This window comes from Luteococcus sp. H91, from assembly GCF_038433135.1.
Classification (GTDB): Bacteria; Actinomycetota; Actinomycetes; order Propionibacteriales; family Propionibacteriaceae; genus Luteococcus.
Genome location: NZ_JBCDMV010000006.1, coordinates 20,862 through 44,217 on the forward strand (window position 1 = coordinate 20,862; position 23,356 = coordinate 44,217).

Sequence of the window (23,356 nt, forward strand, 5' to 3'; positions counted from 1 at the left end):
CCCCATCGGCTGCGGTGGGGCGGCGTCGGGAGGCAATCAGTTGCAGGGTGAGGTGGGCATGTTCTGGCGCAGGTACTTGGAGGAGATCCAGCGGCCATCGCCCAGGTAGTACCACTGCGGGCTGTTCTTCTGCTGGGAGGGGACGGCGCAGATCGCGGTGATCGTGCTGCCCTTGCGCACGGTGCGCACCTGCGCGGCGGCGGTCAGCGGCGCCTTGCGGACGGGAATGTTGACCAGGGCCTTCACGGCCACCTTGTTGCCGGTGCACCACCGCGGGGTCTTGCCAACAGTGCGCACGTAGCGGGCGGAGACGAAGCCCACGTCCTGGACGGGAACCTTGTACCAGATGTCATTGCCGCGTACGGACTCACCGCGCACCTTGCACACCAGCATGATCTTCTCCTTGCCGAAGTAGCCGTCCTTGGCGGCACGCAGGGAGGGGGCGGTGCGCACGGTCAGGGTGTTGGAGGTCACCTGGCCGTAGTACATGGGTGCCGCCTCGGCCGGTGCCACAGCGGTCAGCAGGCTGCTGCCCAGGGCGAGAGTGGCGGCTGTTGCGAGGGTGCGGGTGGTTCGGGTGGTGCGCATGGCTGAACTCCTCGGTGAGGTTCGGGCGCGCCCTTTGCGCGTCTCCATCCTCACTACGCAGGAGGATCTCCTGCGGGTTGCAGCCACCACCTGAGAATCTGTTACCAAACCGCTGAGCAGTGCTCAGCAGCCGCAGCCGTCGCCCTGCTGCCCCCTGCGCTTGAGCAGCTCGTGCCAGACGGCGTGGGTGCGCTCGGCCAGCTCTTCCAGGCCCGCGTCATTGCGGATCACGAAGTCGGCGATGCTCAGCCTCTCGGCCCGGGTGGCCTGGGCGTCGATCCGGGCCTGCGCCTGCTCCGCGGTGAAACCATTGCGGGCCATCAGCCGTTCCCGCTGCAGGTTCTCGTCGGCATCCACCACGATGACGGCGTCGAAGAGCTTCGCCTGACCGGTCTCGGCCAGCAGCGGGATCATGTGCACGACAATGGCATACGGATCCTCCACCAGATCCTCGATCGAGCGGGCCGCGGCCCGTACCCGGGGGTGGATGATCGCGTTGAGCTCGGCCCGGGCCTGGCCGTCGTCGAAGATGACCTGTCCCAGGGCGGGACGGTCCAGGCTGCCGTCGGGCAGCAGCACGTCGTCGCCGAAGCGCTCGACGACGGCGGCCAGCCCGGAACTGCCCGGCACCACCACATCGCGCGCCAGCTGGTCGGCATCGATCACCAACGCCCCCAGCCGCTGCAGCTCGGCGCCCACGGCCGATTTCCCCGACGCGATCCCGCCGGTGAGTCCCACACGAATCATGCGCCGAGCCTATCCGGGATCCCCGGTGGCCCTCAGCCAGGCCAGCACGGCGCGGACCCGACGATTGTCCTGCCCCGGCGGCAGGCCCAGCTTGGCGAAGATGTTGGCGACGTGCTTGCCGACGGCGGCCACCGACAGGTGGAGCCGCTCACAGATCTGCTGGTTGGACAGGCCCTCGGCCATCAGCTCCAGCAGACCGAGGGGCACCAGCAAGGGCGCTTGGGCGCCGGTCGGTTGTCACAGGCCGAAGTCGTAGACGGCGCCGGCCGGGGCGATCCACACCACCAGCGGCGCCGCCAAAAGACCAAGCCCCAAGCCACCCAGCGCCGTCAACAGGCAGAAGGCCGCCAGATGGCCGGCCAGGCTGACCCCCAGCAGCACCAAGGGCCGCAACCCCCGGCCCGGCGGCTCCACCGGCAGATCCGCCCCCGCGTGCCGGGTACGTCGCCACTCCAGGCCGCCCGACCAGCGGGCCCACCAGGGCAGCCCCAACACGGCGAAGCCGCTGGCCACCACCCAGGGGATGAACAACAGGCCGGAGAGCAGCTCGAAGTGCGCCAACCGCACCCGGCCGCCCCACCCCGCAGGTTGCTCCATCGCCATGGCGTCCAGCCTAGTCAGCGACCCGTCCCGACGACAGGGAGCTGCCCCCACCAGCTGAGGGTGGGGCTGGCCCCACCATGTTGGAGGGTCAGGCCCAGTGACCCGAGGCGCCGCAGACGATGTGCTGGAGCCATGAACACGACAGCTTCGATTGTGGCCGCCGGGCTGAGTCGGCACTATCCGATCCCCGGCCGCCCCAAGGACCGGGTCCAGGCGTTGCTGGCGGTGGATCTGGCCTTGGAGGCCGGTAGCTTCACCGCGGTGATGGGCGCCTCCGGCTCCGGCAAGTCCACCCTGCTGCACTGCATTGCCGGGCTGGACCAGCCGTCCGCGGGCCAGGTTCACCTGCTGGGCCAGCCCACCACGACGCTCTCCAGGAAGCGGCTGGCCGCCTTCCGCGCCGCGCACGTCGGCTTCGTCTTCCAGGAGTACAACCTGATCTCGGCGCTCACGGCCGCGCAGAATGTGGCGTTGCCCGCCGAACTGGGGTGCAGGCCGTCACCGGAAATGTGGTGGGCTTCACCCTGCTGGCCGGCGCCGCGGTGGTGGCCAGCACCGCCGGGCTGGTGGTGCGCTGCCGGGCCCGGGAACACGCGCTGTGGAAGGCGGTGGGCCGATCCCCGGCGTCGCGTGGCGGGTGGCCGGCCGCACCGCACGGCTGCGGGCCGCCACCACGACGACGATGACCTTCCCCTTCGCCCTGGCCATGTCCGTGGTGGGGGTCTGCTACGGGACGGGAAACCTGGTCAGCAGAGAGGTGGATGTTGCGGAGATCACCGTCGCCTTCGGCCTGGTCTTCCTGGTCTGCTGGGTGGGTGGGGTGGCCAATATCGCCATGCTGGGCCGGGAACGCTCGCGGGATGGTGCGCTGTTGGCCTCGACGGGCGCCCGGCCCGGTCAGGTCTCCGCGGTGGTGCTGCTCGAAGGGGTGTTGCACGCTGCATCGTCCTGGCTCTTCGCCGCCACCCTCACCGTGATCGGCCTGGTGGTCACCGGGGCGGGCGCCGGTCTGCCCCCGTGGACGGCCGTCGGCCGCGGGCCGTGACTGCTGCTGGGCGCGATGGGTCTGGTGACCCTGGCCACCACCGTGCTGTCGGTCGTCGTCCCGGCCATTGCCGAGGGACGACGACCGACGATGGAGCGGCTACGAGTGGTGGGCTGAGACGGTCAGCAGGCTGAAGTCGCGCCGTTCGGCGAAGGAGTCGGCGGCGCGGCACCACAGCTCCATCATCCGCTCGCCGCCATGGCCTTCGGATTCGACGATGTGCAGTTGGGCCTCGGGCAACTGTTCCTTGATCGCCCAGGGGGTGCTGACCGGGCCGGAGACGTCGCGACGGCCGTGGATCATGCAGATCGGCAGGCCGGCGAGCCGTCCCAGGTGCGGCAGCAGCCCGCCATCGGGCACCCAGGCCGGATCGAGCGCGGCGTGGTGACTCCAGTAGTGGCTTACCAGGCGGGTGAAGCCGATCTGCTCGGCCACCGGCTTCTCGCACAGCCCGACGGGACGCAGCTGGTCGGCGGGCAGACCGATCTGGATGTGGGTCTGCTCCCAGCTCATCCAGGCCACCGCCAGCTCGATCAGGACCGTCGGATCCGGTGAGTCCAGAGCATCCGCCAACGCCGTCACCAACCGGCCCTGGCCCGGACGCCAGCCGGTGTGGCTCGTGACGATGTTGGCCAACCGCTCCCAGGCCTCGGGGTAGAGCATGCCGACGCCCTCGCTGATCCAGTCCACCTCGGCCGGGCTGGTGGTGGTGACCGCCACCAGCACCAGCCCCAGTACGCGGTCGGGCTGGGCCAGGGCGTGGTGCAGGGCCAGGGTGCTGCCCCAGGAGACGCCGCAGACCAGCCAGCGGTCGATGCCCAGGTGGCTGCGCAGGGCCTCGATGTCGGCCAGCAGGTGTGCGGTGGTGTTGGTCTGCGGATCGTGCTCGTCGGAGGCGGCATGGGGGGTGCTGCGTCCGGCGCCGCGCTGCTGCAGGCCGATGACAAGGTATTTGTCGGGGTCAAAGTGTCGTCGATAGCCGGGCTTGAGGGTGCCGCCGGGGCCACCATGGAGGTAGAGGACGGGGATGCCGGAAGGGTTGCCAGAGCTTTCCCAGTACACCTGGTGGCCGTGACTGACCTGCAGCATCCCGTGATCGTGGGGGGAGATCGGGGGATACACAGCACAGACATTAGCCGCCCCGGACTCGTTCAGCGATCAGCCCTGGGCTCCTTCAGCGGGGCGGCAGGAATGGCACGAGGCCCCGAGCATCAGCTCGGGGCCTCGTGTTCCTGCTCAGGGTGCGTGTCAGGCGTTGCCCGACAGCTTGTCGCGCAGGGCCTGCAGGGCCTCGTCGGAGGCCAGCGAACCCTCGGGCTCGACGTCGACCGGGGCCGACGAGGAGTAGGACGCGGCGCTGGTGGTCTCGACGGCGGCGTTCTTGTCGGCCTGCTCGGCCTCCTCGGCCTGCTTCTTGAGCGCCATCCAACGGGCCTGGGCCTCGGCGTACTGGGCCTCCCAGGCGCGCTGCTGCTCCTCGAAGCCCGGCTTCCACTCGTTGGTCTCCGGATCGAAGCCCTCGGGGTAGATGTAGTTGCCGTTCTCGTCGTAGCTGGCGGTCATGCCGTACAGCGACGGGTCGAAGTCGTCAGCGGCGATGTCGACACCCTCGTTGGCCTGCTTCAGCGAGAGGCTGATCCGGCGACGCTCGAGGTCGATGTCGATGATCTTGACCATGACCTCGTCGTTGACGGTGACAACCTGCTCCGGGATCTCCACGTGGCGCTCGGCCAGCTCGGAGACGTGCACCAGACCCTCGATGCCCTCCTCGACACGCACGAAGGCGCCGAAGGGAACCAGCTTGGTGACCTTGCCGGGCACGATCTGGCCGATCTGGTGCATCCGGGCGAAGGTCTGCCACGGATCTTCCTGGGTGGCCTTCAGCGACAGGGAGACGCGCTCGCGGTCCATGTCGACGTCCAGCACCTCGACGGTGACGGGCATGCCGACCTCGACGACCTCGCTCGGGTGGTCGATGTGCTTCCAGGACAGCTCGGAGACGTGCACCAGGCCGTCGACGCCACCCAGATCCACGAAGGCACCGAAGTTGACGATGGAGGACACGACGCCCTTGCGGACCTGGCCCTTCTGCAGCTGGGTGAGGAAGTTCTGGCGAACCTCGCTCTGGGTCTGCTCCAGCCACGCACGACGCGACAGCACGACGTTGTTGCGGTTCTTGTCCAGCTCGATGATCTTGGCCTCGAGCTCCTGGCCGACATAGGGCTGCAGGTCGCGGACGCGACGCATCTCCACCAGGGAGGCGGGCAGGAAGCCACGCAGGCCGATGTCGACGATCAGGCCGCCCTTGACGACCTCGATGACGGAGCCGGTGACGACGCCGTCCTCTTCCTTGATCTTCTCGATGGTGCCCCAGGCGCGCTCGTACTGTGCGCGCTTCTTGGACAGGATCAGGCGGCCTTCCTTGTCCTCCTTGGTCTGGACCAGGGCCTCGATCTCATCGCCGACGCTGACGACCTCGAAGGGGTCGACGTCGTGCTTGATGGAGAGTTCCTTGGAGGGGATGACGCCTTCGGTCTTGTAGCCGATGTCGAGGAGAACCTCGTCACGGTCGACCTTGACGACGGTGCCGGTGACGATGTCGCCGTCGTTGAAGTACTTGATGGTGGCATCGATGGCGGCCATGAAGGCCTCGGGCGAACCGAAATCGTCGATGGCAACCTGAGGAGAGGCCTCAGTGGAGGAGGTCATGTAGTAGGACTCCGTAATGGATTTGTGTGTCGTGGGTACTCCGTGGCCCTCCGTCGGGCCAGGATCGGGCCGGAATTGCTTCCGGCGAATGAACACGACACGACGAGCACAGCCTGCTCCGTCCGAGGATGCGCAGACCACAGCGCCCCAACAGCCTATCTTTCGTCCTGCTGAAGGGTCAATCCGGGCCAGGCCGACGTCCCACGACTTCCCCCGGCGGCTGGATAGTCTCGACCAGACGGTTCGGGGCAACCGTCGATCACCCGACGGGGAGGGAACCCATCATGCAACGCTCTCGGCTCCTGGTGGCGGTGCTGGCGCTGGTCTTCGCGCTGCTGACCCTGATGCTCTGGTGGCGCTCCTTGGAACAGGACGTCGCGGTCCGGGCACCCACTGCCCCGTCCACCACCACGCCAGCGCCGGCTGAGCGCCCCAGCCGCGGGACCACCCCCACCCAGAACTCGGTGGCCACGTCCCCCACCACGACCAGTGCGTCGCCGACCACTGGTGCCCCCACGGCCAAGAACTCCGGGAGCGCCCCGGCGGCCACCCCGTCCACCGGTGCCAGCACGGGCACTGCCAGCGGCCCATTGCCGGACGGCTGCGCCACAGCGGCCAGCCCGATCGTCCCCACCCGGATCACCATGGGCGACGTCACCGCTGACTCCCCCGTGCTCAGTCTGGGGATGGCCGACGACGGCAGCGTCAAGACACCGCCCTTCGACCAGCCGCACAGCGTGGGCTGGTTCAACGGCGGCCCCCAGCCCGGATCGTCGCAGGGCAAGGTGGTGCTCACCGCGCACACCTTCCACAAGGGCGGCGCCCTGGGCAATGCCCTGCACGACAGCTCGTCCGGGCTGAAGCTGGGCGATCTGATCCGGGTCACCGACGCGTCGGGCAAGACGCTGTGCTACCGCTACACCAAGCAGGCCAAGCTGTGGGTGAAGGACTACGACCCCAGGTCCACAGCGGTCTATGACACCGCGGGCAGGCCGATGCTTGCCATCGTGATCTGCTGGGACTGGGATGCCGCCCGCAAGTTCTGGGATTCCCGGGTGGTCTACTACGCGGAGCCGCTGGCTGCCTGACCACCGGTCACCGGGGCGGCTCAGTGGGCGGCGTCATGCCAGCTGCGTCCGGTGCCGACGCTGACATCCAACGGCACGTCCAGATCCATCGCGTGGCCCATCTTGTCCCGCACCAGGGCCTCGACGGCCTCCCGCTCCCCCGGCGCCACCTCCAGCACCAGTTCGTCGTGCACCTGCAGCAGCATCCGGCTGGCCAGCCCTTGGGTGGTCAGGGCGGATTCGACGTCGAGCATCGCCACCTTGATCATGTCCGCGGCCGAGCCCTGGATCGGGGCGTTGAGCGCCATCCGCTCGGCCATCTCCCGGCGCTGCCGGTTGGATGAGTTCAGGTCGGGGAGGTAGCGGCGTCGGCCCAGCAGGGTCTCGGTGTAACCGGTCTTGCGGGCCTGGGCCACGACGCCCTGCAGGTAGTCCCGCACCCCGCCGAAGCTGGCAAAATAGTCCTCCATCAGGGACTTCGCATCGCTGACGGCAATCCCCAGCTGATTGCTCAGCCCAAAGGCGGACAGGCCATAGGCCAGGCCGTAGTTCATCGCCTTGATCTTGGCGCGTTGCTCCCCGGTCACCGCGTCGGCGGGTACGTCGAAGACCTTGGCGGCGGTGACGGAGTGGAAGTCCATGCCGCTGCGGAAGGCCTCGATCAGCTGCGCGTCGCCGGAGACGTGCGCCATGATCCGCATCTCGATCTGGGAGTAGTCGGCGGTCATCAGGCACTCGTTGCCCTTGCCGACGACGAAGGCCTCCCGGATCCGGCGGCCGGCCTCGGTGCGGATCGGGATGTTCTGCAGGTTGGGTTCGGTGGAGCTCAACCGGCCGGTGGCGGCGATGGTCTGCACATAGGTGGTGTGGATCCGTCCGTCGCTGGCGACGGACTTGAGCAGCCCGTCGACGGTCTGCCGCAGCCGGATCGCGTCGCGGTGCGCCAGCAGATGTTCCAGGAAGGGGTGCTCGGTCTTGGCGTAGAGACTTTCCAGGGCCTCGGCGTCGGTGGTGTACCCGCTCTTGGTCTTGCGGGTCTTGGGCATGTCCAGATCGTCGAAGAGCACCCCCTGCAACTGTTTGGGGGAGCCCAGGTTGATCTGCTTGCCGATGGTCTCGTAGGCGGACTGTTCGGCGTCCAGCACCTTGGCGTCGAAGTCGCTGCGCAATTCCTCCAGGTGGTCGACGTCGACGGCGATCCCGAGCCGCTCCATCCGGGCCAGGGTGCCCAGCAGGGGCAGCTCCACCTCGCCCAGCAGACTGGCGCCCCCATGGGAATCCAGCTCGGCCGTCAGCGCCTGCGCCAGGTCGATCACGGCCCGGGCCCGCACCATGGAGGCCTGAGCGGCCTCGTCGCTGCCGGAGTCATCGTCACCCAGCTCGAATAGTGACTCCTGCTCTACGGCGTCGGCGGCTTCGTCGGGCTCGCCGACGTCCACCCGCAACTCCCGCTTGAGGTGCCGCAGGGTGAGGTCGGCCAGGCCGTAGCTGCGCTGGTCGGGCTTGAGCAGGTAGGCCGCCAGCAGGGTGTCGCAGGTGACGCCCCGCAACTCCCAGCCGCGGGCCCAGCAGGCCAGCGTCGGGCCCTTGGCCTCATGGATGGCCTTGTGGGTGGCCTCGTCGGCGAGCCAAGCGGCCAGGGCGGCATCGTCACCGGGCAGCAGGTCCGCGGTGGCGAACCAGCAGGCCGCGCCGTCGTCGGCCGCCAGCGCCAGGGCGGTGATGTCCCCACTGCCGGCGGTCCACTTGCCGATCACGTCCATGCCGGTGACCTCGCCGTGGCCGTGCTCGGCCAGCCACCCGGCAAGCTCGCCGGGCCTGAGCACCTCCCCGGCCAGCTCGAAGCCGCCCTCGGCGGTGGCCTCGTCCTCCGGGAAGTACTCGATCAGCCGGTCCCGCAACACCCGGAACTCCAGCTGGTCGAACAGTTCGTGCACCGCCTCGCGGTTCCAGTCACGTCGCTCCAGTTCGCCGGGGCCGACGGGCAGCTCCAGATCCCGCACCAGGGCGTTGAGCTGCCGGTTGCGCTGGACGTCGGCCAGGTGGTCACGGAAGCTCTGGCCCGCCTTGCCGGGCACCTGGTCGGCGCGTCGGACCAGGTTCTCCAGACCCTCGTACTGGCCGAGCCACTTGGCGGCGGTCTTGGGGCCGACGCCGGGCACGCCGGGCAGGTTGTCGCTGGTCTCCCCCACCAGCGCCGCCAGTTCGGGGTAGACGGCCGGCGCGACCAGGTACTTCTCCTCCACCGCGGACGGGGTCATCCGCGCCAGGTCGCTGACGCCCTTCTTGGGGTAGAGCACCGTGACGTGGTCATTCACCAGCTGCATGGCGTCCCGGTCGCCGGTGACCACCAGGGTGTCGAAGCCCGCGGCGGTGGCCCGGGTACTCAGCGTCGCGATGACGTCGTCGGCCTCGTAGTTCTCCTTGGTGACGAAGGGGATGTTGAGCGCGGTCAGCACCTCCTGGATCAGCGTGACCTGGCCCTTGAATTCGTCGGGCGAGGCGGAGCGGGTGGCCTTGTATTCGGGGTAGCTCTCGGTGCGGAAGCTCACCCGGGACAGGTCGAAGGCGACGGCCAGATGGGTGGGCGCCTCGTCCCGCAGCAGGTTGATCAGCATCGACGTGAAGCCGTAGACGGCATTGGTGTGCTGCCCGGTGCTGGTGGCGAAGTTCTCCACCGGCAGCGCGAAGAAGGCCCGATAGGCCACCGAATGGCCATCGATCAGCAGGAGTTTGGGGCGGGCGGTCACGTCGTCAGTCACGCAGGCGACTCTAGTAGGCGCCACCGACAAAAATCACCGACGCCGTCCGAGCCCGTGCTCGTCGCCCACGGTGCACGTCCACCTGTCACGATGCATCCGATCCAGCGCCTGCACAGTGGCACTCCGGGGTGCATCGTGGTGAGCGGGAGCCGTCCGTCGTGGTTGAGGGGCCTCCACAGGCTCGGCCACCGTGGTCGCGTCCCTGCCTCCGGCCGACCCCTGAGCGTGAGCCGTAGCGAACCCTCGGGAAAACCCATCGCGGCAATTGTCTGCCAGTCAATGGTGCAACCAGTTAAGAGCCGGAGGACCCCAGACCATTGCCGCGATGCCACCCGAGCCTGCGAGGGTGGGCGCCGAAGGCGCACTCAAAGGGATACGCGTGAGCGAAGCGAACTCAACGCACCGACAACGAGCGAAGGCGAAGCCGCAGCGAGTTCGGTGGGGGGGGTTCGGGGGCGGCAGCCCCCGATGGTTACTTCTTTGTCTTGCCCTGGGCGATGACCTTCTCGGCCACCTCGCGCATGCTGATCCGCAGGTCCATCGCGGTCTTCTGGATCCAGCGGAAGGCCTCGGGCTCGCTCAGACCGAGCCCTTCCTGCAGCATCCCCTTGGCCTGGTCGACGGCCTTGCGGGAGGCCAGTCGTTCCTCCAGGTCCTGCACCTCGTCCTCGACTGCGCGGATCTCTTGGAAGCGCCCCATGGCGATCTCGATGGCGGGCACCACATCGGAGGCGTCGAAGGGCTTGACGACGTAGGCCATGGCGCCGGCTTCGCGGGCGCGCTCCACCAGGTCACGCTGGCTGAAGGCGGTGAGCATGACGACGGGAGCAATCCGTTCCTCGGCGATCTTCTCGGCCGCGGTGATGCCGTCCATCTTGGGCATCTTCACGTCCATCACCACCAGGTCGGGCTGGAGCTCGCGCGCCAGCTCGATCGCGGCCTCGCCGTCGCCGGCCTGGCCCACGACGTCGTAGCCCTCGTCACCAAGGAGCTCCACCAGATCCATTCGGATCAGCGCCTCATCCTCGGCAACCAGGACGCGGGGTCGGGGGCGGCTGCTACCTGCTTCGTTCGTCACGTTGCGTCCTTGCGTTGTGCTGTTTCACATTTGGGGGATTTCCAAGGTCAAACCATTGTTTATCGCTCACACTACGCCGTGCTCTGGCGTGACCCAAAGCCAAGTTTCCCAGAGTTCGAGTCCACGTGTGGGTCTGACCACAAAAATTCATCATCGTTGTGCCCGGGAGGGGAGTCGAACCCCTACGGTCGTGAGACCAGACGGGTTTGAGCCGTCCGCGTATGCCATTCCGCCACCCGGGCCGGGGGGCGGACCAATTCTGCCACACTCTGCCCGCCACTGGGGCACACGGCCCCGGCGCATGACCGACGGGTGCCCCCCAGAGGCTTGGGCGGCACCCGTCGAGAAGAGACTTCGTGGCGCTGACTCAGTGGTGCGAGTCCATCGCCGGTGCCTTGATCTTGTGCACCCGCAGTGAATTGGTCTTGCCGGGCACACCCATCGGGGAGCCGGAGACGATCACGATGTAGTCCCCCACTTGGACGACGCCCTCATCCAGCAGGATCTTCTCCACCGCACGAACCATCTCCTCCGGGTCGGTGAACTCGGGGGTGATCCTGGCCGTCATGCCCCAGGTCAGGGTCATGGTCTGGCGGGTGGACTCGTCGGGGGTGAAGCAGAGCATCGGGATCGGTGAGCGCAGCCGGGAGAGCCGCTTGGCGGTGTCACCGGACTTGGTGAAGGCCACCAGGTACTTGGCCCCGATCCGCTCGGCAACCTCGGCGGCGGCCTTGGCGATCACGCCACCGGTGGTGTGCGGATCCCAGTCGATCTCGTTGATCTTGCTCATGCCGTGCTCTTCGGTGTTCGTCACGATGTTGGCCATCGTGCGCACCGTCTCGATCGGGTAGGCGCCCACCGAGGTCTCGCCGGAGAGCATCACCGCATCGGCACCATCCAGGATGGCATTGGCGACGTCCGAGGCCTCGGCGCGGGTCGGCCGCGGGGCCGAGATCATCGACTCCAGCATCTGCGTGGCGACGATCACCGGCTTGGCCCACTTGCGGGCAGCGCGGACGATCCGCTTCTGCACCAGGGGGACCTCTTCCAGCGGAAGCTCGACGCCCAGGTCACCACGGGCGACCATGAAGGCGTCGAAGGCGTCGATGATGGCGTCCAGGTTCTCGATCGCCTGCGGCTTCTCCAGCTTGGCGATCACCGGGACCCGGCGACCCTCCTCGTCCATGATCTCGTGGACACGCTGGATGTCCTCGGCATTGCGGACGAAGGACAGGGCGATCATGTCGACGCCCTTGCCCAGCGCCCAGCGCAGATCCGACTCGTCCTTCTCGCTCAGGGCGGGAACGCTGACGGCGACGCCGGGCAGGTTGATGCCCTTGTTGTTGGAGACGGGGCCGGCGACGGTGACCTTGCAGACCACGTCGGTGGCGGTGACCTCGATGGCCTCCAGGCCGATCCGACCGTCGTCGATCAGGATGCTGTCACCGGGGTTGACGTCACCCGGTAGACCCTTGAAGGTGGTGGAGCAACGGTTGACGTCGCCCTGGATGTCATCGGTGGTGATGGTGAAGGTCTGCCCATAGGTGAGCATCACCTTGTCCTCGGCGAACCGACCGAGTCGGATCTTCGGCCCCTGAAGATCGGCCAGCACACCAATGGTGCGGCCCGTCTTCTTGGCGGCCTCCCGAGTCATGCTGAGCCGCTTCTCGTGCTCCGGGTAATCACCATGGCTCATGTTGAGGCGGGCGACATCCATGCCCGCGTTGACGAGTTCTTCCATACGCTCGGGGCTGGAAACAGCCGGCCCGAGCGTGCAAACAATCTTAGCTCTACGCACGTGCCCACCCTACCCGAGCGCTCCTGTGCATTCTGTGAGAGCAGGTCTTGGGGGTGGGCTGTTCAACTGCCCATCACATGCTGGACGTGCGCCGGACATGTTGGGCGAGCGCGTCACCAGGCGCGAACCAGCTCCAGCGCGTGCTGCAAATCGGCCGGATAGTCGGAGGTGAAGGTGACCCACTCCCCCGTCCCCGGGTGGGTGAAGCCGAGCTCCACCGCGTGCAACCACTGCCGCTCCAGGCCCAATTTGGCGGCCAGCACCGGATCCGCACCATAGGTGGGATCCCCGACGCAGGGATGCTTGATCGCGGCCATGTGCACCCGGATCTGGTGGGTGCGGCCGGTCTCCAGATGGATCTTCAGCAGGGTGGCGGCGCGGTGCGCCTCCAGGGTTTCGTAGTGGGTGATGGAGCGACGCCCGCCCTCGACGACCGCCATCTTCCACTCCGAACCGGGATGCCGGGCGATCGGCGCGTCGATGGTGCCCTCGAAGGGATCTGGATGGCCCTGCACCAGCGCGTGGTAGGTCTTGCTCACCGTGCGGTCCCGGAAGGCCTGCTTCAGCAGGGTGTAGGCCCGCTCGCTCTTGGCCACCACCATCAGGCCCGAGGTGCCGACGTCGAGCCGCTGGACGATCCCCTGCCGCTCCTGCGCCCCGCTGGTGGAGATTCGGAACCCCGCCCCGGCCAGGTGTTCCACCACACTGGGCCCCTCCCAGCCGAGCGAGGGGTGGGCGGCCACCCCGACGGGCTTGTCCACCACCACGATGTCCCGGTCGTCGTGCACGATGCCGACACCCTCGACCTCCTGCGGGGTGACCTGCACGCCACTGGGGACCGCCTCCAGATCCACCTCCAGCATGGCGCCAACACGCACCTTGGTCGAGGGCTTGTCCACCGTCGTACCGTCCAAGCGGACCGCCCCGGCCTCCACCAGATCGGCGATCCGGGAGCGGGACAGGCCCGTCATCCGGGCGGCAGCGGCGTCGATCCGGTCACCGTCGAGGCCGTCGGGAACCAGCAGGACGCTCATGAATGCTCCTCCTCGCCACGGAAGGCCTGCCAGACCAGGATCGCGGCGGTACCGGTGATGAAGATGTCCGCGACATTGAAGATCGCGAAATGCGGCAGCTGGAAGAAGTCAATCACGTGCCCCTGCAACGGCGACGGCGGGCGGACCAACCGGTCCACCAGGTTGCCGGTGATCCCGGCCGTAGCCAGGCCGGCCAGCAATCCGGCGCCGACGGTGCGCACCCGCGGGGCCACCACCAGCAGCATGGCCAGGGTGGCGGCCACCGCCAACAGACTGATCAGCAGCGTCGAGCCGTCGCCCAAGGAGAAGGCGGCGCCGGGATTGCGGATCAGGTGCAGTTGCAGCAGCTCGCCGATCACCCGCACCGGCCGTTGTGGGTCCAGGTGCTCAACGGCCAGGTACTTGGTCAGCTGGTCCAGTGCAAGACCGGCAAGCGCCGTTGCCGCCATCGCCCGGCGGGCGGGGCCGGGCGTCCGCCCGGCCGACGCCTCGGGCTCGGATGCGCTGGTTATCGTCGTTCCTCGCGCTGCTTGCAGGCGACGCACATGGTGGCGCGGGGGAAGGCCTGCAGGCGGGCCTTGCCGATCGGCTGGCCGCAGTTCTCGCACAGCCCGTACTGGCCCTTGTCAAACAGGCCCAGCGCCAGCTGCGACTGCTCCAGCATCTCGCGCGCATTCTGCGCGAGGCTCATCTCCTGGTCGCGCTCGAAGTTCGAGGAGCCCACATCGGCCGGATCCCGCCCGGCACCGTCGGTGCCCTCCCGCATCAGCCCGGCGAGCTCGGCCTCGGCCACCTGAATGGCCTTCTCCATCCGCTCGATCTCGCTGACCAGCTCTTCGCGAACCTCCGCAACCTCTTCCGGAGTCCACGGGTCTTCGCCGTCACGGACGGGCAGCACCATCTGCTCCGTCTGGGTCTTGCTGGTGGCCATCTGCACTGCTCCTCGGCTGTGGGCACCGCCGGTGCGACACCCAATCATCGGTGACAAACTTCTTTGCCGTCTGACCTGCGAAGATACACCAGCTGTCAACCCGGCGCCTGCACGACAAAACAGACCCCAGCACCCAATCAGGTGCCGGGGCCCGTTCTCGCTCCGGTGGACGCCTCAGTTGGCGTCGTTCAGCAGGGCATCCAGTCGCGGGGTGGAGGTGGCGGCGGGCGCGTCCGCGGCCTGCTCCTGGGCGCCGGGCTGGCCCGCCGTCGGGGCGCTCGGACGCGGCTCGGCAAGCAGTTCCGGCGCGGTGGAGGGCTCCAGCTTCTCCGACTGGACCAGCTCGGTCTGGCGCGCGAAGTGCGCCACCAGGTTGCTGCGGTAGTCACCTTCGAAGCTGCGCAGGTGGTCGACCTTGGTGAGCAGTTGGTCGCGCTCGGCCTCCAGCTTGCTGAACAGCTCCACCCGTCGCGCCTCGGCGTCGGTGTTCACCCGATCCGAATTGGCCTTTGCCTCGGTGGTGAGCCGCTCGGCCTCGGCCTTGGCCTTGGCGGTCATCTCGTCGGCATTGACCCGTGCCTCCGACTGGATGTGGTCCGCCCGGGTCTGGGCGTCGGTGGTGAGGTCATGCGCGGTGCGCTCGGCCTCGGCCAGCTTGCGAGCGGCCTCCGCCTCGGCATCGGAGACCACGGATTCGGCCTGCTCGGTGGCCAGCTGCACCAGACGGGTCACGGCGGGGCTGGCCTGGGCGGCGGTCGAGACGACGATCTTCTCCACCTTGGTATCACCGGAATCCATCACGGTCAGGCCGGTGGACTGGCGGGCCTGCTCCAGCTCGGCGCGGACCCCGTCAAGCTGCTCGCGCAGACCGGCATTCTCCTCGCGCAGCCGCTCCAGTTCGGCGTCATCCTGCCCGGCGGCCAGGGCGACGGGCGCCTGCTGGGGCTCCTCCTCACCCTGCACCGGGGCGACCGGCGCGGTGCGGGCCTGGTCCAGCTCAGCCTTCAGCCGGGCATTCTCCGCGGCCAGATCGGACTCGTCGGCCACAGCGTCGCCGTCGAAGGACTCGATCTGGGCCTTCATCCGCTCGTTCTCCTCGAGCAGCGTCGCGAAGGTGACATCAACCTTGTCGACGAAGTCGTCCACCTCGGTGGCACGGTAGCCCTCGCCCACGCGCTTGGCGATCGGGAAACGAACGTTCTTGACGTCCTCAAGGGTCAGCGTCATGTGGTACTCCCAGCTCAGTGGCTTCTCAGGCCCCGTTCCGGGGCATCCTCATCCCCGCATCGGGGCATGCCGACAGGCTACTCCAGCGGCCAAGACGCGCACCAGAGAATGCGGAACGTTCCGCGGGTGCTCAGCTGCCGCGCTCAGCTCTGGTTGAAGAAGCCCCCGGCGGCGATCCGTTCCTTGTCCTCCGCCGTGACGGTGACATTCTGCGGGGAGAGCAGGAAGACCTTGCTGGTGACCCGCTCGATCGTGCCGCGCAGGCCGAAGATCAGCCCGGCCGCGAAGTCGACCAGACGCTTGGCGTCGGCATCCTCCATCTCCGAGAGGTTCATGATCACCGGCACATTGTCCCGGTAGTGCTCACCGATGGTGCGCGCCTCGTTGTAGGTGCGCGGGTGCACGGTGATGATCCGGGTGAGGTCCGCGGTGGTGCGCGCCGGATCACTGGCCGGCTTGGCCGCGGTGGCGCCGGAGGCGGCAGGGTTGGGATTCACGGTGACCGCCTGGGGGGTGCGCTGCTGGACTTCGGACTGGACCGGCTGCTGGACGACGGGACGACGATCCGGCAGCGAGGTGATCTGCGAGGGTTCGTTCTTGTCGTCGCTGAAGACCTCTTCGGTCAGCTCGCCGTCCTCCTCGTAGTCGTAGCGCGAATCCTCAATGAGGCCGAGCCACTTGCCCACCTTCTTCATGCTGCTGTCCGACATGTGCCCTCCTGAATGACGTCATCGACGAGGTTACCTGCTGCGCGCGGCAGGTGCCGTACGGGGCTTCACGACACGCGCCAAATGATGCCCGCCTGCCGCCCGGCCCCCGCGCCGTCCCGACGATGCGAGTGCAGGCTCGAAGTGGTGAGCGTACAGGGATCACGACGCTCCACGCGCACGCCGAGCCGCAGCAGTTGCCGTTCGCAGCCGATCCCAAGGTCCAGCGAAGGACTTCCCCACCGGGTGGTGGCCGCCGTTCCCGGGTTGCGGGACTCGACGTCGTCGGCCATGGCCGACGGCACCTCGTAGCAGTCGCCGCAGACGTGCGGCCCGATCCAGGCGGTGATCGCCGTGGCTCCCAGGCCCCGCATCGCCTCGACGGTGGCCGCCAGCACCCCCTGGTCGAAACCAACCCGACCCGCATGCGCGCCGCCGACCACCCCCGCGTCGGGATCGGCCAGCAGCACCGGGACGCAGTCCGCCACCCGGATCATCAGCGCGACTCCCGGCAACGCCGTCACCGCCGCGTCGGCAACCGGGAGCGGGGGAAGGCCGGCGGTCTCCCCCAGCCAGTGCGTCGGGCCCCAGCCGGCCAGGAAAGCCCGATCCACGGTGAGCACCTCTGTGCCGTGCACCTGGTGCAGGGCCACCAGGGTGTCCAGGCCCAACTCGTCGGACACGGCCCGGCCATTGCGCTCCAACAGGGCCGGGTCGTCGACGTCGGTACGGCCCAGGTTCAATGAGGCCAGGGAGCCGACGCTGAAACCACCCTCGCGATCGGTGAAGGCGACACCCACCGGGCTGGCGTCGCTCGGGCGGATCAGGTGGCTGAACATGGGCCCATGATAGGCGGGGCCGCCAGCGCCTCACGACGCCCAGAATGGCAGCCTGGCGGACACAGAAACTGATGTGACACGTTCAAATCCTCAAAACGCTGCCATTTTGTGCAGCCCTCCAACCCGCCGAGCGGAAAATGCGTCCGGCCCACCTCGATCGAGGTGGGCCGGACGTGGATCAGGCGGACGTCACGTCACTTCAGGAAGTCGGGAATGTCCAGGTCGTTGTCGTCCTCGGCGGGCCGCGGGGTGCGGGCCGACTCGAAGCCGGTGGGCTGCTGCTGCGACGGCTGCGCCTGGTGGGCGTAGGGGTTGCTGGGCTGCTGCTGGGCCGGCGGGTTGGCCGAACCCATCACCTGCGGGCCGCGCGCCACCTGAGTGGCGGTGGGCACATTGTTGGCGCTGGGCGGGGTCAGCGGCGTGTTGCGGGTGCCGTTGACATTCAGGCCGGGCGAACGCTGGATGCCGGGCTGGCGGCGGGGCGGGGCGCCACCGTCGAAGCCGGCGGCGATCACGGTGACCCGCACCTCGTCGCCCAGGCCGTCGTCGATGATGGTGCCGAAGATGATGTTGGCCTCGTCGTGCGCCGCGGCCTCGATCAGGTTGGCGGCGGCCGAGACCTCGAACAGGCCCAGGTCCGAACCACCGGCGATCGAGAGCAGCACGCCGTGCGCGCCGTCGATCGAGGTCTCCAGCAGCGGGCTGTTGATGGCCAGCTCGGCGGCGGCGCGGGCACGATCCTCGCCGCGGGCCGAACCGATGCCCATCAGAGCGGAGCCGGCATTGCTCATCACGGACTTCACGTCGGCGAAGTCGAGGTTGATCACGCCGGGGGTGGTGATCAGGTCGGTGATGCCGGAGACACCCTGCATCAACACCTGGTCGGCCTGCTTGAAGGCGTCCAGGATGGCGACCTGGTGGTCGGTCATCTGCAGCAGCTTGTCGTTGGGGATGACGATCAGGGTGTCGACCTCTTCGCGCAGGCGGGCGATGCCCTCCTCCGCCTGGGTGGAGCGACGCTTGCCCTCGAAGGAGAAGGGGCGGGTGACGACGCCGATGGTCAACGCGCCGATCGAGCGGGCGATCTTGGCGACGACGGGGGCGCCACCGGTACCGGTGCCACCACCCTCGCCCGCGGTGACGAACACCATGTCCGCACCGCGCAGGGTCTCCTCGATCTCCTCGGAGTGGTCCTCCGCGGCCTGGCGACCCTTGTCCGGGTCGGCGCCGGCGCCCAGACCGCGGGTCAGCTCACGACCCACGTCGAGCTTCACGTCCGCGTCGCTCATCAGCAGGGCCTGGGCGTCGGTGTTGATCGCGATGAACTCGACGCCCTTGAGGCCGGCCTCGATCATCCGGTTGACGGCGTTGACGCCGCCGCCACCCACGCCGACGACCTTGATCACTGCCAGATAGTTCTGCGAAGCACTCGCCACGGGGATCCCGCCTCAATTCTGTTCACGTACACGGAGCTGCCGACCCTGCGCCGCCCCAGCGGGATGCGGACAACCATCGGACGACGGGTCGGTTGACTCACACAGGCTATGAGGTGGGCAAAAGTCCTGTCCAACAGCTCAAGGGCTGGGCGGTGAGAGTCTCAACCAAGCCTTGAGCCCTACCCCGAGGTGACGCTCGAGGTTGAGGGTTGAGGGTCAACGCGTGGTGGGGCTGCCCGGCGAACTGACGTCGAAGATGGTGGCCTTCTGGCCCAGCAGCGCCACCAGCACCTGGGCCTTCTGCTCGGAGGCCGCGGCGCTCCCCCAGACCACCGTCTGCCCCTTGGCAAGGGTCAACACGATCCGGTCGGGGCCCGCGGCCTGCACCCTGGTCACCTGACCGCGCACCTCGGTGGGCAGGGCGGTGATCACGGTGGCGACGTCGGCCAGCAGCCGGTTCTCGACGGTGCTGGTCTCGGCCACCACGGCGCCCTTGGCGGGCTTGTCGGCAGTGGCAAAGATCACCCCGGCCGCGTCCACGGACTGGTACACCGTTCCGCTGCGTCGCAGGTAGACGGCGCTGCGTTCGATCACCTCGATCTTCACCGTTCCCGGCAGCCTGGTGCTGACGTGCACCTCGCCCACCGGGGTCAGCTGGTCGGCCACCCGCTGCGCGATCGGGGCGGTGTCCAGCCGGGCCAGGGGCGTGCCCAGCGGCACCTGGGCAGCGTCGGTGACCTGTTGCTGGCTGACCAGCCTGGTGCCACTCACCTCCACCGTGCGGGCCGCCAGGACCGGGCTGAACCGCACCAGCCAGACCAGCGCGAGCGCCAGCAAAACCAGCGACGCGACACCCGCCATCGTCAGGGTTCGCCGACGATTCTCCGCCCGACGGCGGCGGGCGATCGCCTCACTGACGTCGGTGGGGGTGGCGGGACGGGGCCGGGAACTCGCGGGCGCCATCAGTCCCTTTCCCCGGCGGCCGGCCGGGCATGCAGCTGGTCCACCAGCAGCGGGCCCACCAGGGTGACGTCGCCGGCACCCAGGGTCATCACCAGGTCACCGGGACGTACCAGCTCGGCCAGTGCGGAGGGCAGATGGGCCTTGTTGGGCACGTACACGGCGTCGGCCCCGGCCTGCAGGGCGGCATTCTGCACCAGCGTCCCGTCGACGCCCTCCATCGGATCCTCCCGGGCGGCGTAGACGTCGGTGATCACCACCAGGTCGGCCAGCGCCAGGGCCTGGCCGAACTCGTCGGCGAAGTCCCGGGTGCGGCTGAACAGGTGCGGCTGGAAGCAGGCCACCACCCGGCCCTGGTCGGCCGCCTTGCGGGCGGCGGTCAGGGCGGCGCGGATCTCGGTGGGGTGATGGGCGTAGTCGTCGAAGACCCGCACCCCGTCCACCTCGCCAACCAGCTGGAAGCGGCGAAGCGTCCCCGTGAAGCTGCCCGCGGCCCGGGCCAGGGCGTCGGGGTCGTGGCCCAGCAGCCGACCGACGGCGAAGGCCGCGGCGGCATTGCCCAGGTTGTAACGGCCTGGCACCTGCAGCTGCAGCCGCCCGCTCCACCCGTCGTGGCTGATGGTTGCCGAGGCGGTGGTGCCCTCATAGTCCAGCTCGGAGAGCTGCACCTCGCAGCCGGGGCGCTCACCATAGGCCAGCACGGTGCGGCCCTGGGCCCGCAGCTCGTCGCCCAGCGTGGCGGCCACCGGATCGTCGCCGTCCAGCACCACGGCCCGGACGTGCTCACCCGTCGCGAAACGGGTGAAGCCGGCGTGGTAGGCCTCGGCGGTGCCCCAGTTGTCCAGGTGGTCGGCCTCCACATTGGTCACCACGGCGATGGTGGTGGGGTACTGCAGGAAGGTGCCGTCGGACTCGTCGGCCTCCACCACGAAGGCCGCTCCCCCACCCAGGTGGGCGGACTTGCCGGTGCTGGCCAGCGGGGAGCCGATCACATAGGACGGGTCGGCACCCACCTCGGTCAACATCACCGACGTCATCCCGGTGGTGGTGGTCTTGCCGTGGGTGCCGGCGATGGAGACCGCCTCGCGGCCCAGCATCAGCGCAGCCAGGGCTGCGCTGCGATGCCAGATCCGCAGCCCCCGCTGCCGGGCGGCCATCAGTTCCGGGTTGTCCTCCCGGATGGCGGAGGAGACCACCACGGTGCGGGCATCGCCCAGCTGGGCGGCGTCATGCCCGACGTGGGTGCGGATCCCCTGGTGGGACAGCTGGCGCAGCGCCGGCGAATCGGCCTGGTCGGAGCCGGAGACCTCCACCCCCAGATCGTGGTAGAGCTGCGCGATGCCGCTCATCCCGGCGCCGCCGATGGCGATGAAGTGCACGGGACCAACCTGGTCGGCCGGCTCCACCGCGACGGGTTCACGCAACATGGTTCCCTCCTTCTGTCGTGGGGTTCTGCTCCCCGCGACGCTTGCGCGCATCCCGCGCGCAGTCCAGCACGATCCGGGCGACCGCATCGGCCGCGTCGGCGTCGAACATGGTGGGGCCCACCCGGCCCATCGTGGCCAGGACCTCGGCGTCGTTGATCCGGCCGAGCACCTCGCGGGCCAACCGTGCGCCGTCCAGCTCCGCGTCGGGCACCAGCACCCCGCCCCCGGCGGCCACCAGATCCGCGGCATTGCGGGCCTGCTCGCCATTGCCGTGCGGCAGCGGCACGAAGATGGTGGGCAGCGCGGTGATCGCCGCTTCGAAGACCGTGCCGGCACCGGAACGGCTGACCATCATGTCCGCCGCGGCGTAGGCATTCTCCATGCCGTCCACATAGCCGACTGGATGGTAGGCGGCGCCGGATCCCTGGTCCCGCACCACCGTCAGGTCGTCGGTGAAGTTCTTCGGGCCCCAGATGTGCAGGATCTGCACCCCGGCGGCCAACAGCTCGTCGCGGGCGGCCAGGGTGGCGGTGTTGATGCTGCGGGCGCCCTGCGAACCGCCGGTGACCAGCAGGGTGGGGCGCTCGGGATCCAGACCGAACTGTTGCCGGGCGGCGGCCCGACGGCCCTGCCGGCCGGCGACGGCCAGCTCGCTCAGCTCACGACGCACCGGCAGCCCCACCTGCTCGCGTCGCGGAAGGGTGGTGCCGGGGAAACTGGTCAGCACCCGACGGGCGAAGCGGGCGGCCACCTTGTTGGCCAGACCGGGCACCGCATTGCCCTCGTGGATCACCACCGGCAGGCCGCGGCGCCGCGCGGCCAGGTAGGCGGGCATGGAGACATAGCCGCCAAAGCCAACCACCGCCTGCGCCTGGTGCGCGTCCAGGATCTGGCCGGCCCGCCTCACCGAGCCCGCCAGCCTTCCGGGAACCCGGGCCAGCTCCAGCGTGGGCTTGCGCGGCATCGGCACCGGCGGGATCAACTCCAGCTGCAGCCCGGCGGCCGGCACCAGCCGGGTCTCCAGACCCTTCGCGGTGCCGATGCAGGCCAGCTGCACCCCCGGCTGCATCCGGGCCAGGGCCTCGGCGGTGGCGATCATCGGCGCGATGTGGCCGGTGGTGCCGCCACCTGCCAGGACGATCCGGGTGGGATTGGTCTCGGACATGCTGCTCCTGGGGGCCTCAGTTGGATTGACGTGGCCGGGCACCCTCAGCGCCCTCCGTCCACCACGGTAGTGACCTTGGGTCGCGGGCCGCCAGCCTTGCGGGCCCGGGCCTTGCGCGCCGCGGGTTCCTGCCGGGCACAGGCCAGCAGGATGGCGACGGCGAACAGGTTGGCCATCAGCGCGGAACCACCGTAGGAGATGAAGGGCAGCGGAACCCCCACCACCGGCAGCAGCTTCATCGCCACCCCCATGTTGACCAGGGCCTGGAACATGATCCAGCAGGTGGTGCCGGCGGCCAGCACCCGGATGAAGATGGAGTCGGCCCGCATCGCGATCCGCAGCCCGGCGTAGCCCAGCACGGCAAAGAGCGCGAGCACCGTCAGGGTGCCCATCAGGCCCAGCTCCTCACCGATCACGGCGAAGACGAAGTCGTTCTGGGCGCCGTCGTTCAGGTTGCCCCACTTCTGCCGGGAGCCACCCAGACCACGCCCCCACCAGCCGCCGGAGGCCAGCGCGTAGATGGCCGCCATCGGCTGCGCCGAGGCCGTCGGGTCGTCGTCGAAGCCGGGCAGGAAGGCCAGGATGCGGGTCATCCGGTTGGGGCTGGTGACCACCATGCCGGCCACCACCAGCAGCCCCACGCAGAGCAGGGCCCCCAACAGCCGGATCGGGATTCCGATCACGAACAGGATCGCGAAGATGATGGCGCCGATCACCAGGGCGGTGCCCAGGTCCTTCTGCGCCAGCACCAGGACCTCCACCAGACCAAAACCGATCAGCAGTGGCACCAGCTCCTTGGGCCGGTGCAGCACCTTCTGCTTGGCACTGACCAGCGCGGCCGACCACATCACCAGGCCCAGCTTGGCGAATTCCGACGGCTGGATGGTGATCGGGCCCAGGCGCAGCCAGGCATTGTTGCCCTTGCCTGCGTCGCTGCCCAGGCCGGGCACGAAGATGGCCAGCAGCAGCACCAGCGATCCGATGAAGCCCACCCAGCCCAGTTGCTTGAGCCGGCCCTCCTGCTGGCGGCTCAACCACCAGGCGATCGGCAGGCCCATCACCAGGAAGAGCAGCTGGCGCTTGGCGAAGTAGTACGGATTGCCCTGGTACATCGCCGACGAGTAGACCGAGGAGCTGGAGAGCACCATCAGCGCCCCCAGCCCCAGCAGCAGCACCGAGGAGACCAGCACCAGGTACCAGGAGGCCATCGGGCGGGCCAGGGCGTCGCCGATC

At 68.8% G+C, this 23,356-nt stretch carries 21 protein-coding genes, 1 tRNA gene and 3 pseudogenes; 4 read left to right on the top strand and 21 right to left on the bottom strand.

Annotation, left to right across the window (positions count from 1 at the left end):
- Positions 1 to 36: 36 nt before the first annotated feature.
- The 4 genes and pseudogenes from AAEX57_RS04160 to AAEX57_RS04175 form a co-directional block, all read right to left on the bottom strand.
- On the bottom strand, positions 37 to 588 hold the full coding sequence (locus tag AAEX57_RS04160) for a hypothetical protein (protein WP_342090999.1): 552 nt from the start codon (positions 586 to 588) through the stop codon (positions 37 to 39).
- A 123-nt stretch (positions 589 to 711) separates the two neighbouring features.
- The gene (gene coaE, locus AAEX57_RS04165) at positions 712 to 1,335 is read right to left on the bottom strand and encodes a dephospho-CoA kinase (RefSeq protein ID WP_342090998.1); all 624 of its coding nucleotides are present in this window, start codon (positions 1,333 to 1,335) and stop codon (positions 712 to 714) included.
- A gap of 9 nt (positions 1,336 to 1,344) precedes the next feature.
- Positions 1,345 to 1,530 (bottom strand): annotated as a pseudogene (locus AAEX57_RS04170) (response regulator transcription factor); the annotation flags it as partial.
- A gap of 42 nt (positions 1,531 to 1,572) precedes the next feature.
- Positions 1,573 to 1,938, bottom strand: a complete 366-nt coding sequence (locus AAEX57_RS04175; RefSeq protein ID WP_342090997.1) for a hypothetical protein — start codon at positions 1,936 to 1,938, stop codon at positions 1,573 to 1,575.
- Between the two features lie 264 nt (positions 1,939 to 2,202).
- Here AAEX57_RS04175 and AAEX57_RS04180 point away from each other — a divergent pair.
- The 3 genes and pseudogenes from AAEX57_RS04180 to AAEX57_RS04190 form a co-directional block, all read left to right on the top strand.
- Positions 2,203 to 2,361 (top strand): annotated as a pseudogene (locus tag AAEX57_RS04180) (ATP-binding cassette domain-containing protein); the annotation flags it as partial.
- Positions 2,362 to 2,426: 65 nt separating this feature from the next.
- Positions 2,427 to 2,624 (top strand): hypothetical protein, encoded by a 198-nt coding sequence (locus tag AAEX57_RS04185; RefSeq protein WP_342090996.1) that lies wholly within the window; start codon positions 2,427 to 2,429, stop codon positions 2,622 to 2,624.
- Complete coding sequence (locus tag AAEX57_RS04190; RefSeq protein WP_342090995.1) at positions 2,621 to 2,983, top strand: hypothetical protein; 363 nt, start codon at positions 2,621 to 2,623, stop codon at positions 2,981 to 2,983. The genes AAEX57_RS04185 and AAEX57_RS04190 overlap by 4 nt, the downstream gene beginning before the upstream one ends.
- A 99-nt stretch (positions 2,984 to 3,082) precedes the next feature.
- Here the strand turns inward: AAEX57_RS04190 and AAEX57_RS04195 are convergent, their stop codons facing one another.
- Both AAEX57_RS04195 and rpsA read right to left on the bottom strand, forming a co-directional pair.
- Positions 3,083 to 4,072: an alpha/beta fold hydrolase gene (locus AAEX57_RS04195; protein ID WP_342090994.1), complete on the bottom strand. Its 990-nt coding sequence runs from the start codon at positions 4,070 to 4,072 to the stop codon at positions 3,083 to 3,085.
- Positions 4,073 to 4,231: 159 nt separating this feature from the next.
- Positions 4,232 to 5,692 carry a 30S ribosomal protein S1 gene (gene rpsA / locus AAEX57_RS04200; protein ID WP_342090993.1) on the bottom strand — a complete coding sequence of 487 codons (1,461 nt, stop codon included), beginning with the start codon at positions 5,690 to 5,692 and terminating at the stop codon, positions 4,232 to 4,234.
- A gap of 284 nt (positions 5,693 to 5,976) precedes the next feature.
- Between rpsA and AAEX57_RS04205 the strand changes: the two genes are divergently transcribed.
- Positions 5,977 to 6,780, top strand: coding sequence for a class F sortase (locus tag AAEX57_RS04205; protein ID WP_342090992.1), 804 nt, complete (start codon positions 5,977 to 5,979; stop codon positions 6,778 to 6,780).
- 20 nt (positions 6,781 to 6,800) lie between these two features.
- Here the strand turns inward: AAEX57_RS04205 and polA are convergent, their stop codons facing one another.
- The 15 genes and pseudogenes from polA to ftsW all read right to left on the bottom strand — a co-directional run bounded on the left by polA (position 6,801) and on the right by ftsW (position 23,331).
- The gene (gene polA / locus AAEX57_RS04210) at positions 6,801 to 9,521 is read right to left on the bottom strand and encodes a DNA polymerase I (protein ID WP_342090991.1); all 2,721 of its coding nucleotides are present in this window, start codon (positions 9,519 to 9,521) and stop codon (positions 6,801 to 6,803) included.
- A 472-nt stretch (positions 9,522 to 9,993) separates the two neighbouring features.
- Positions 9,994 to 10,599: an ANTAR domain-containing response regulator gene (locus tag AAEX57_RS04215; RefSeq protein ID WP_342090990.1), complete on the bottom strand. Its 606-nt coding sequence runs from the start codon at positions 10,597 to 10,599 to the stop codon at positions 9,994 to 9,996.
- A gap of 159 nt (positions 10,600 to 10,758) precedes the next feature.
- Positions 10,759 to 10,841, bottom strand: a tRNA-Leu gene (locus AAEX57_RS04220).
- 125 nt (positions 10,842 to 10,966) lie between these two features.
- Complete coding sequence (gene pyk / locus AAEX57_RS04225; RefSeq protein WP_342090989.1) at positions 10,967 to 12,397, bottom strand: pyruvate kinase; 1,431 nt, start codon at positions 12,395 to 12,397, stop codon at positions 10,967 to 10,969.
- Positions 12,398 to 12,510: 113 nt separating this feature from the next.
- Complete coding sequence (locus AAEX57_RS04230) at positions 12,511 to 13,431, bottom strand: RluA family pseudouridine synthase (protein ID WP_342090988.1); 921 nt, start codon at positions 13,429 to 13,431, stop codon at positions 12,511 to 12,513.
- Positions 13,428 to 13,880 carry a signal peptidase II gene (gene lspA / locus AAEX57_RS04235; RefSeq protein ID WP_342090987.1) on the bottom strand — a complete coding sequence of 151 codons (453 nt, stop codon included), beginning with the start codon at positions 13,878 to 13,880 and terminating at the stop codon, positions 13,428 to 13,430. Before lspA ends, AAEX57_RS04230 begins: the two co-directional genes overlap by 4 nt.
- A gap of 59 nt (positions 13,881 to 13,939) precedes the next feature.
- Positions 13,940 to 14,362 carry a TraR/DksA family transcriptional regulator gene (locus AAEX57_RS04240; RefSeq protein ID WP_342090986.1) on the bottom strand — a complete coding sequence of 141 codons (423 nt, stop codon included), beginning with the start codon at positions 14,360 to 14,362 and terminating at the stop codon, positions 13,940 to 13,942.
- Between the two features lie 174 nt (positions 14,363 to 14,536).
- Positions 14,537 to 15,589, bottom strand: coding sequence for a DivIVA domain-containing protein (locus AAEX57_RS04245; RefSeq protein ID WP_342090985.1), 1,053 nt, complete (start codon positions 15,587 to 15,589; stop codon positions 14,537 to 14,539).
- A 143-nt stretch (positions 15,590 to 15,732) separates the two neighbouring features.
- Positions 15,733 to 16,017: pseudogene (locus AAEX57_RS16210) on the bottom strand (cell division protein SepF); the annotation flags it as partial.
- A 347-nt stretch (positions 16,018 to 16,364) separates the two neighbouring features.
- The gene (locus AAEX57_RS04255; RefSeq protein ID WP_342090983.1) at positions 16,365 to 17,135 is read right to left on the bottom strand and encodes a polyphenol oxidase family protein; all 771 of its coding nucleotides are present in this window, start codon (positions 17,133 to 17,135) and stop codon (positions 16,365 to 16,367) included.
- Between the two features lie 194 nt (positions 17,136 to 17,329).
- Positions 17,330 to 18,571 (bottom strand): cell division protein FtsZ, encoded by a 1,242-nt coding sequence (ftsZ, locus tag AAEX57_RS04260; protein WP_342090982.1) that lies wholly within the window; start codon positions 18,569 to 18,571, stop codon positions 17,330 to 17,332.
- A 216-nt stretch (positions 18,572 to 18,787) separates the two neighbouring features.
- A complete protein-coding gene (locus AAEX57_RS04265) occupies positions 18,788 to 19,534 on the bottom strand; it encodes a cell division protein FtsQ/DivIB (protein WP_342090981.1) in 747 nt (248 codons plus the stop codon).
- Complete coding sequence (gene murC / locus AAEX57_RS04270) at positions 19,534 to 20,958, bottom strand: UDP-N-acetylmuramate--L-alanine ligase (RefSeq protein WP_342090980.1); 1,425 nt, start codon at positions 20,956 to 20,958, stop codon at positions 19,534 to 19,536. Before murC ends, AAEX57_RS04265 begins: the two co-directional genes overlap by 1 nt.
- Positions 20,948 to 22,123, bottom strand: a complete 1,176-nt coding sequence (gene murG, locus AAEX57_RS04275) for an undecaprenyldiphospho-muramoylpentapeptide beta-N-acetylglucosaminyltransferase (RefSeq protein WP_342090979.1) — start codon at positions 22,121 to 22,123, stop codon at positions 20,948 to 20,950. Before murG ends, murC begins: the two co-directional genes overlap by 11 nt.
- 44 nt (positions 22,124 to 22,167) lie before the next feature.
- Complete coding sequence (gene ftsW / locus AAEX57_RS04280) at positions 22,168 to 23,331, bottom strand: putative lipid II flippase FtsW (RefSeq protein WP_342091028.1); 1,164 nt, start codon at positions 23,329 to 23,331, stop codon at positions 22,168 to 22,170.
- Positions 23,332 to 23,356: the final 25 nt, after the last annotated feature.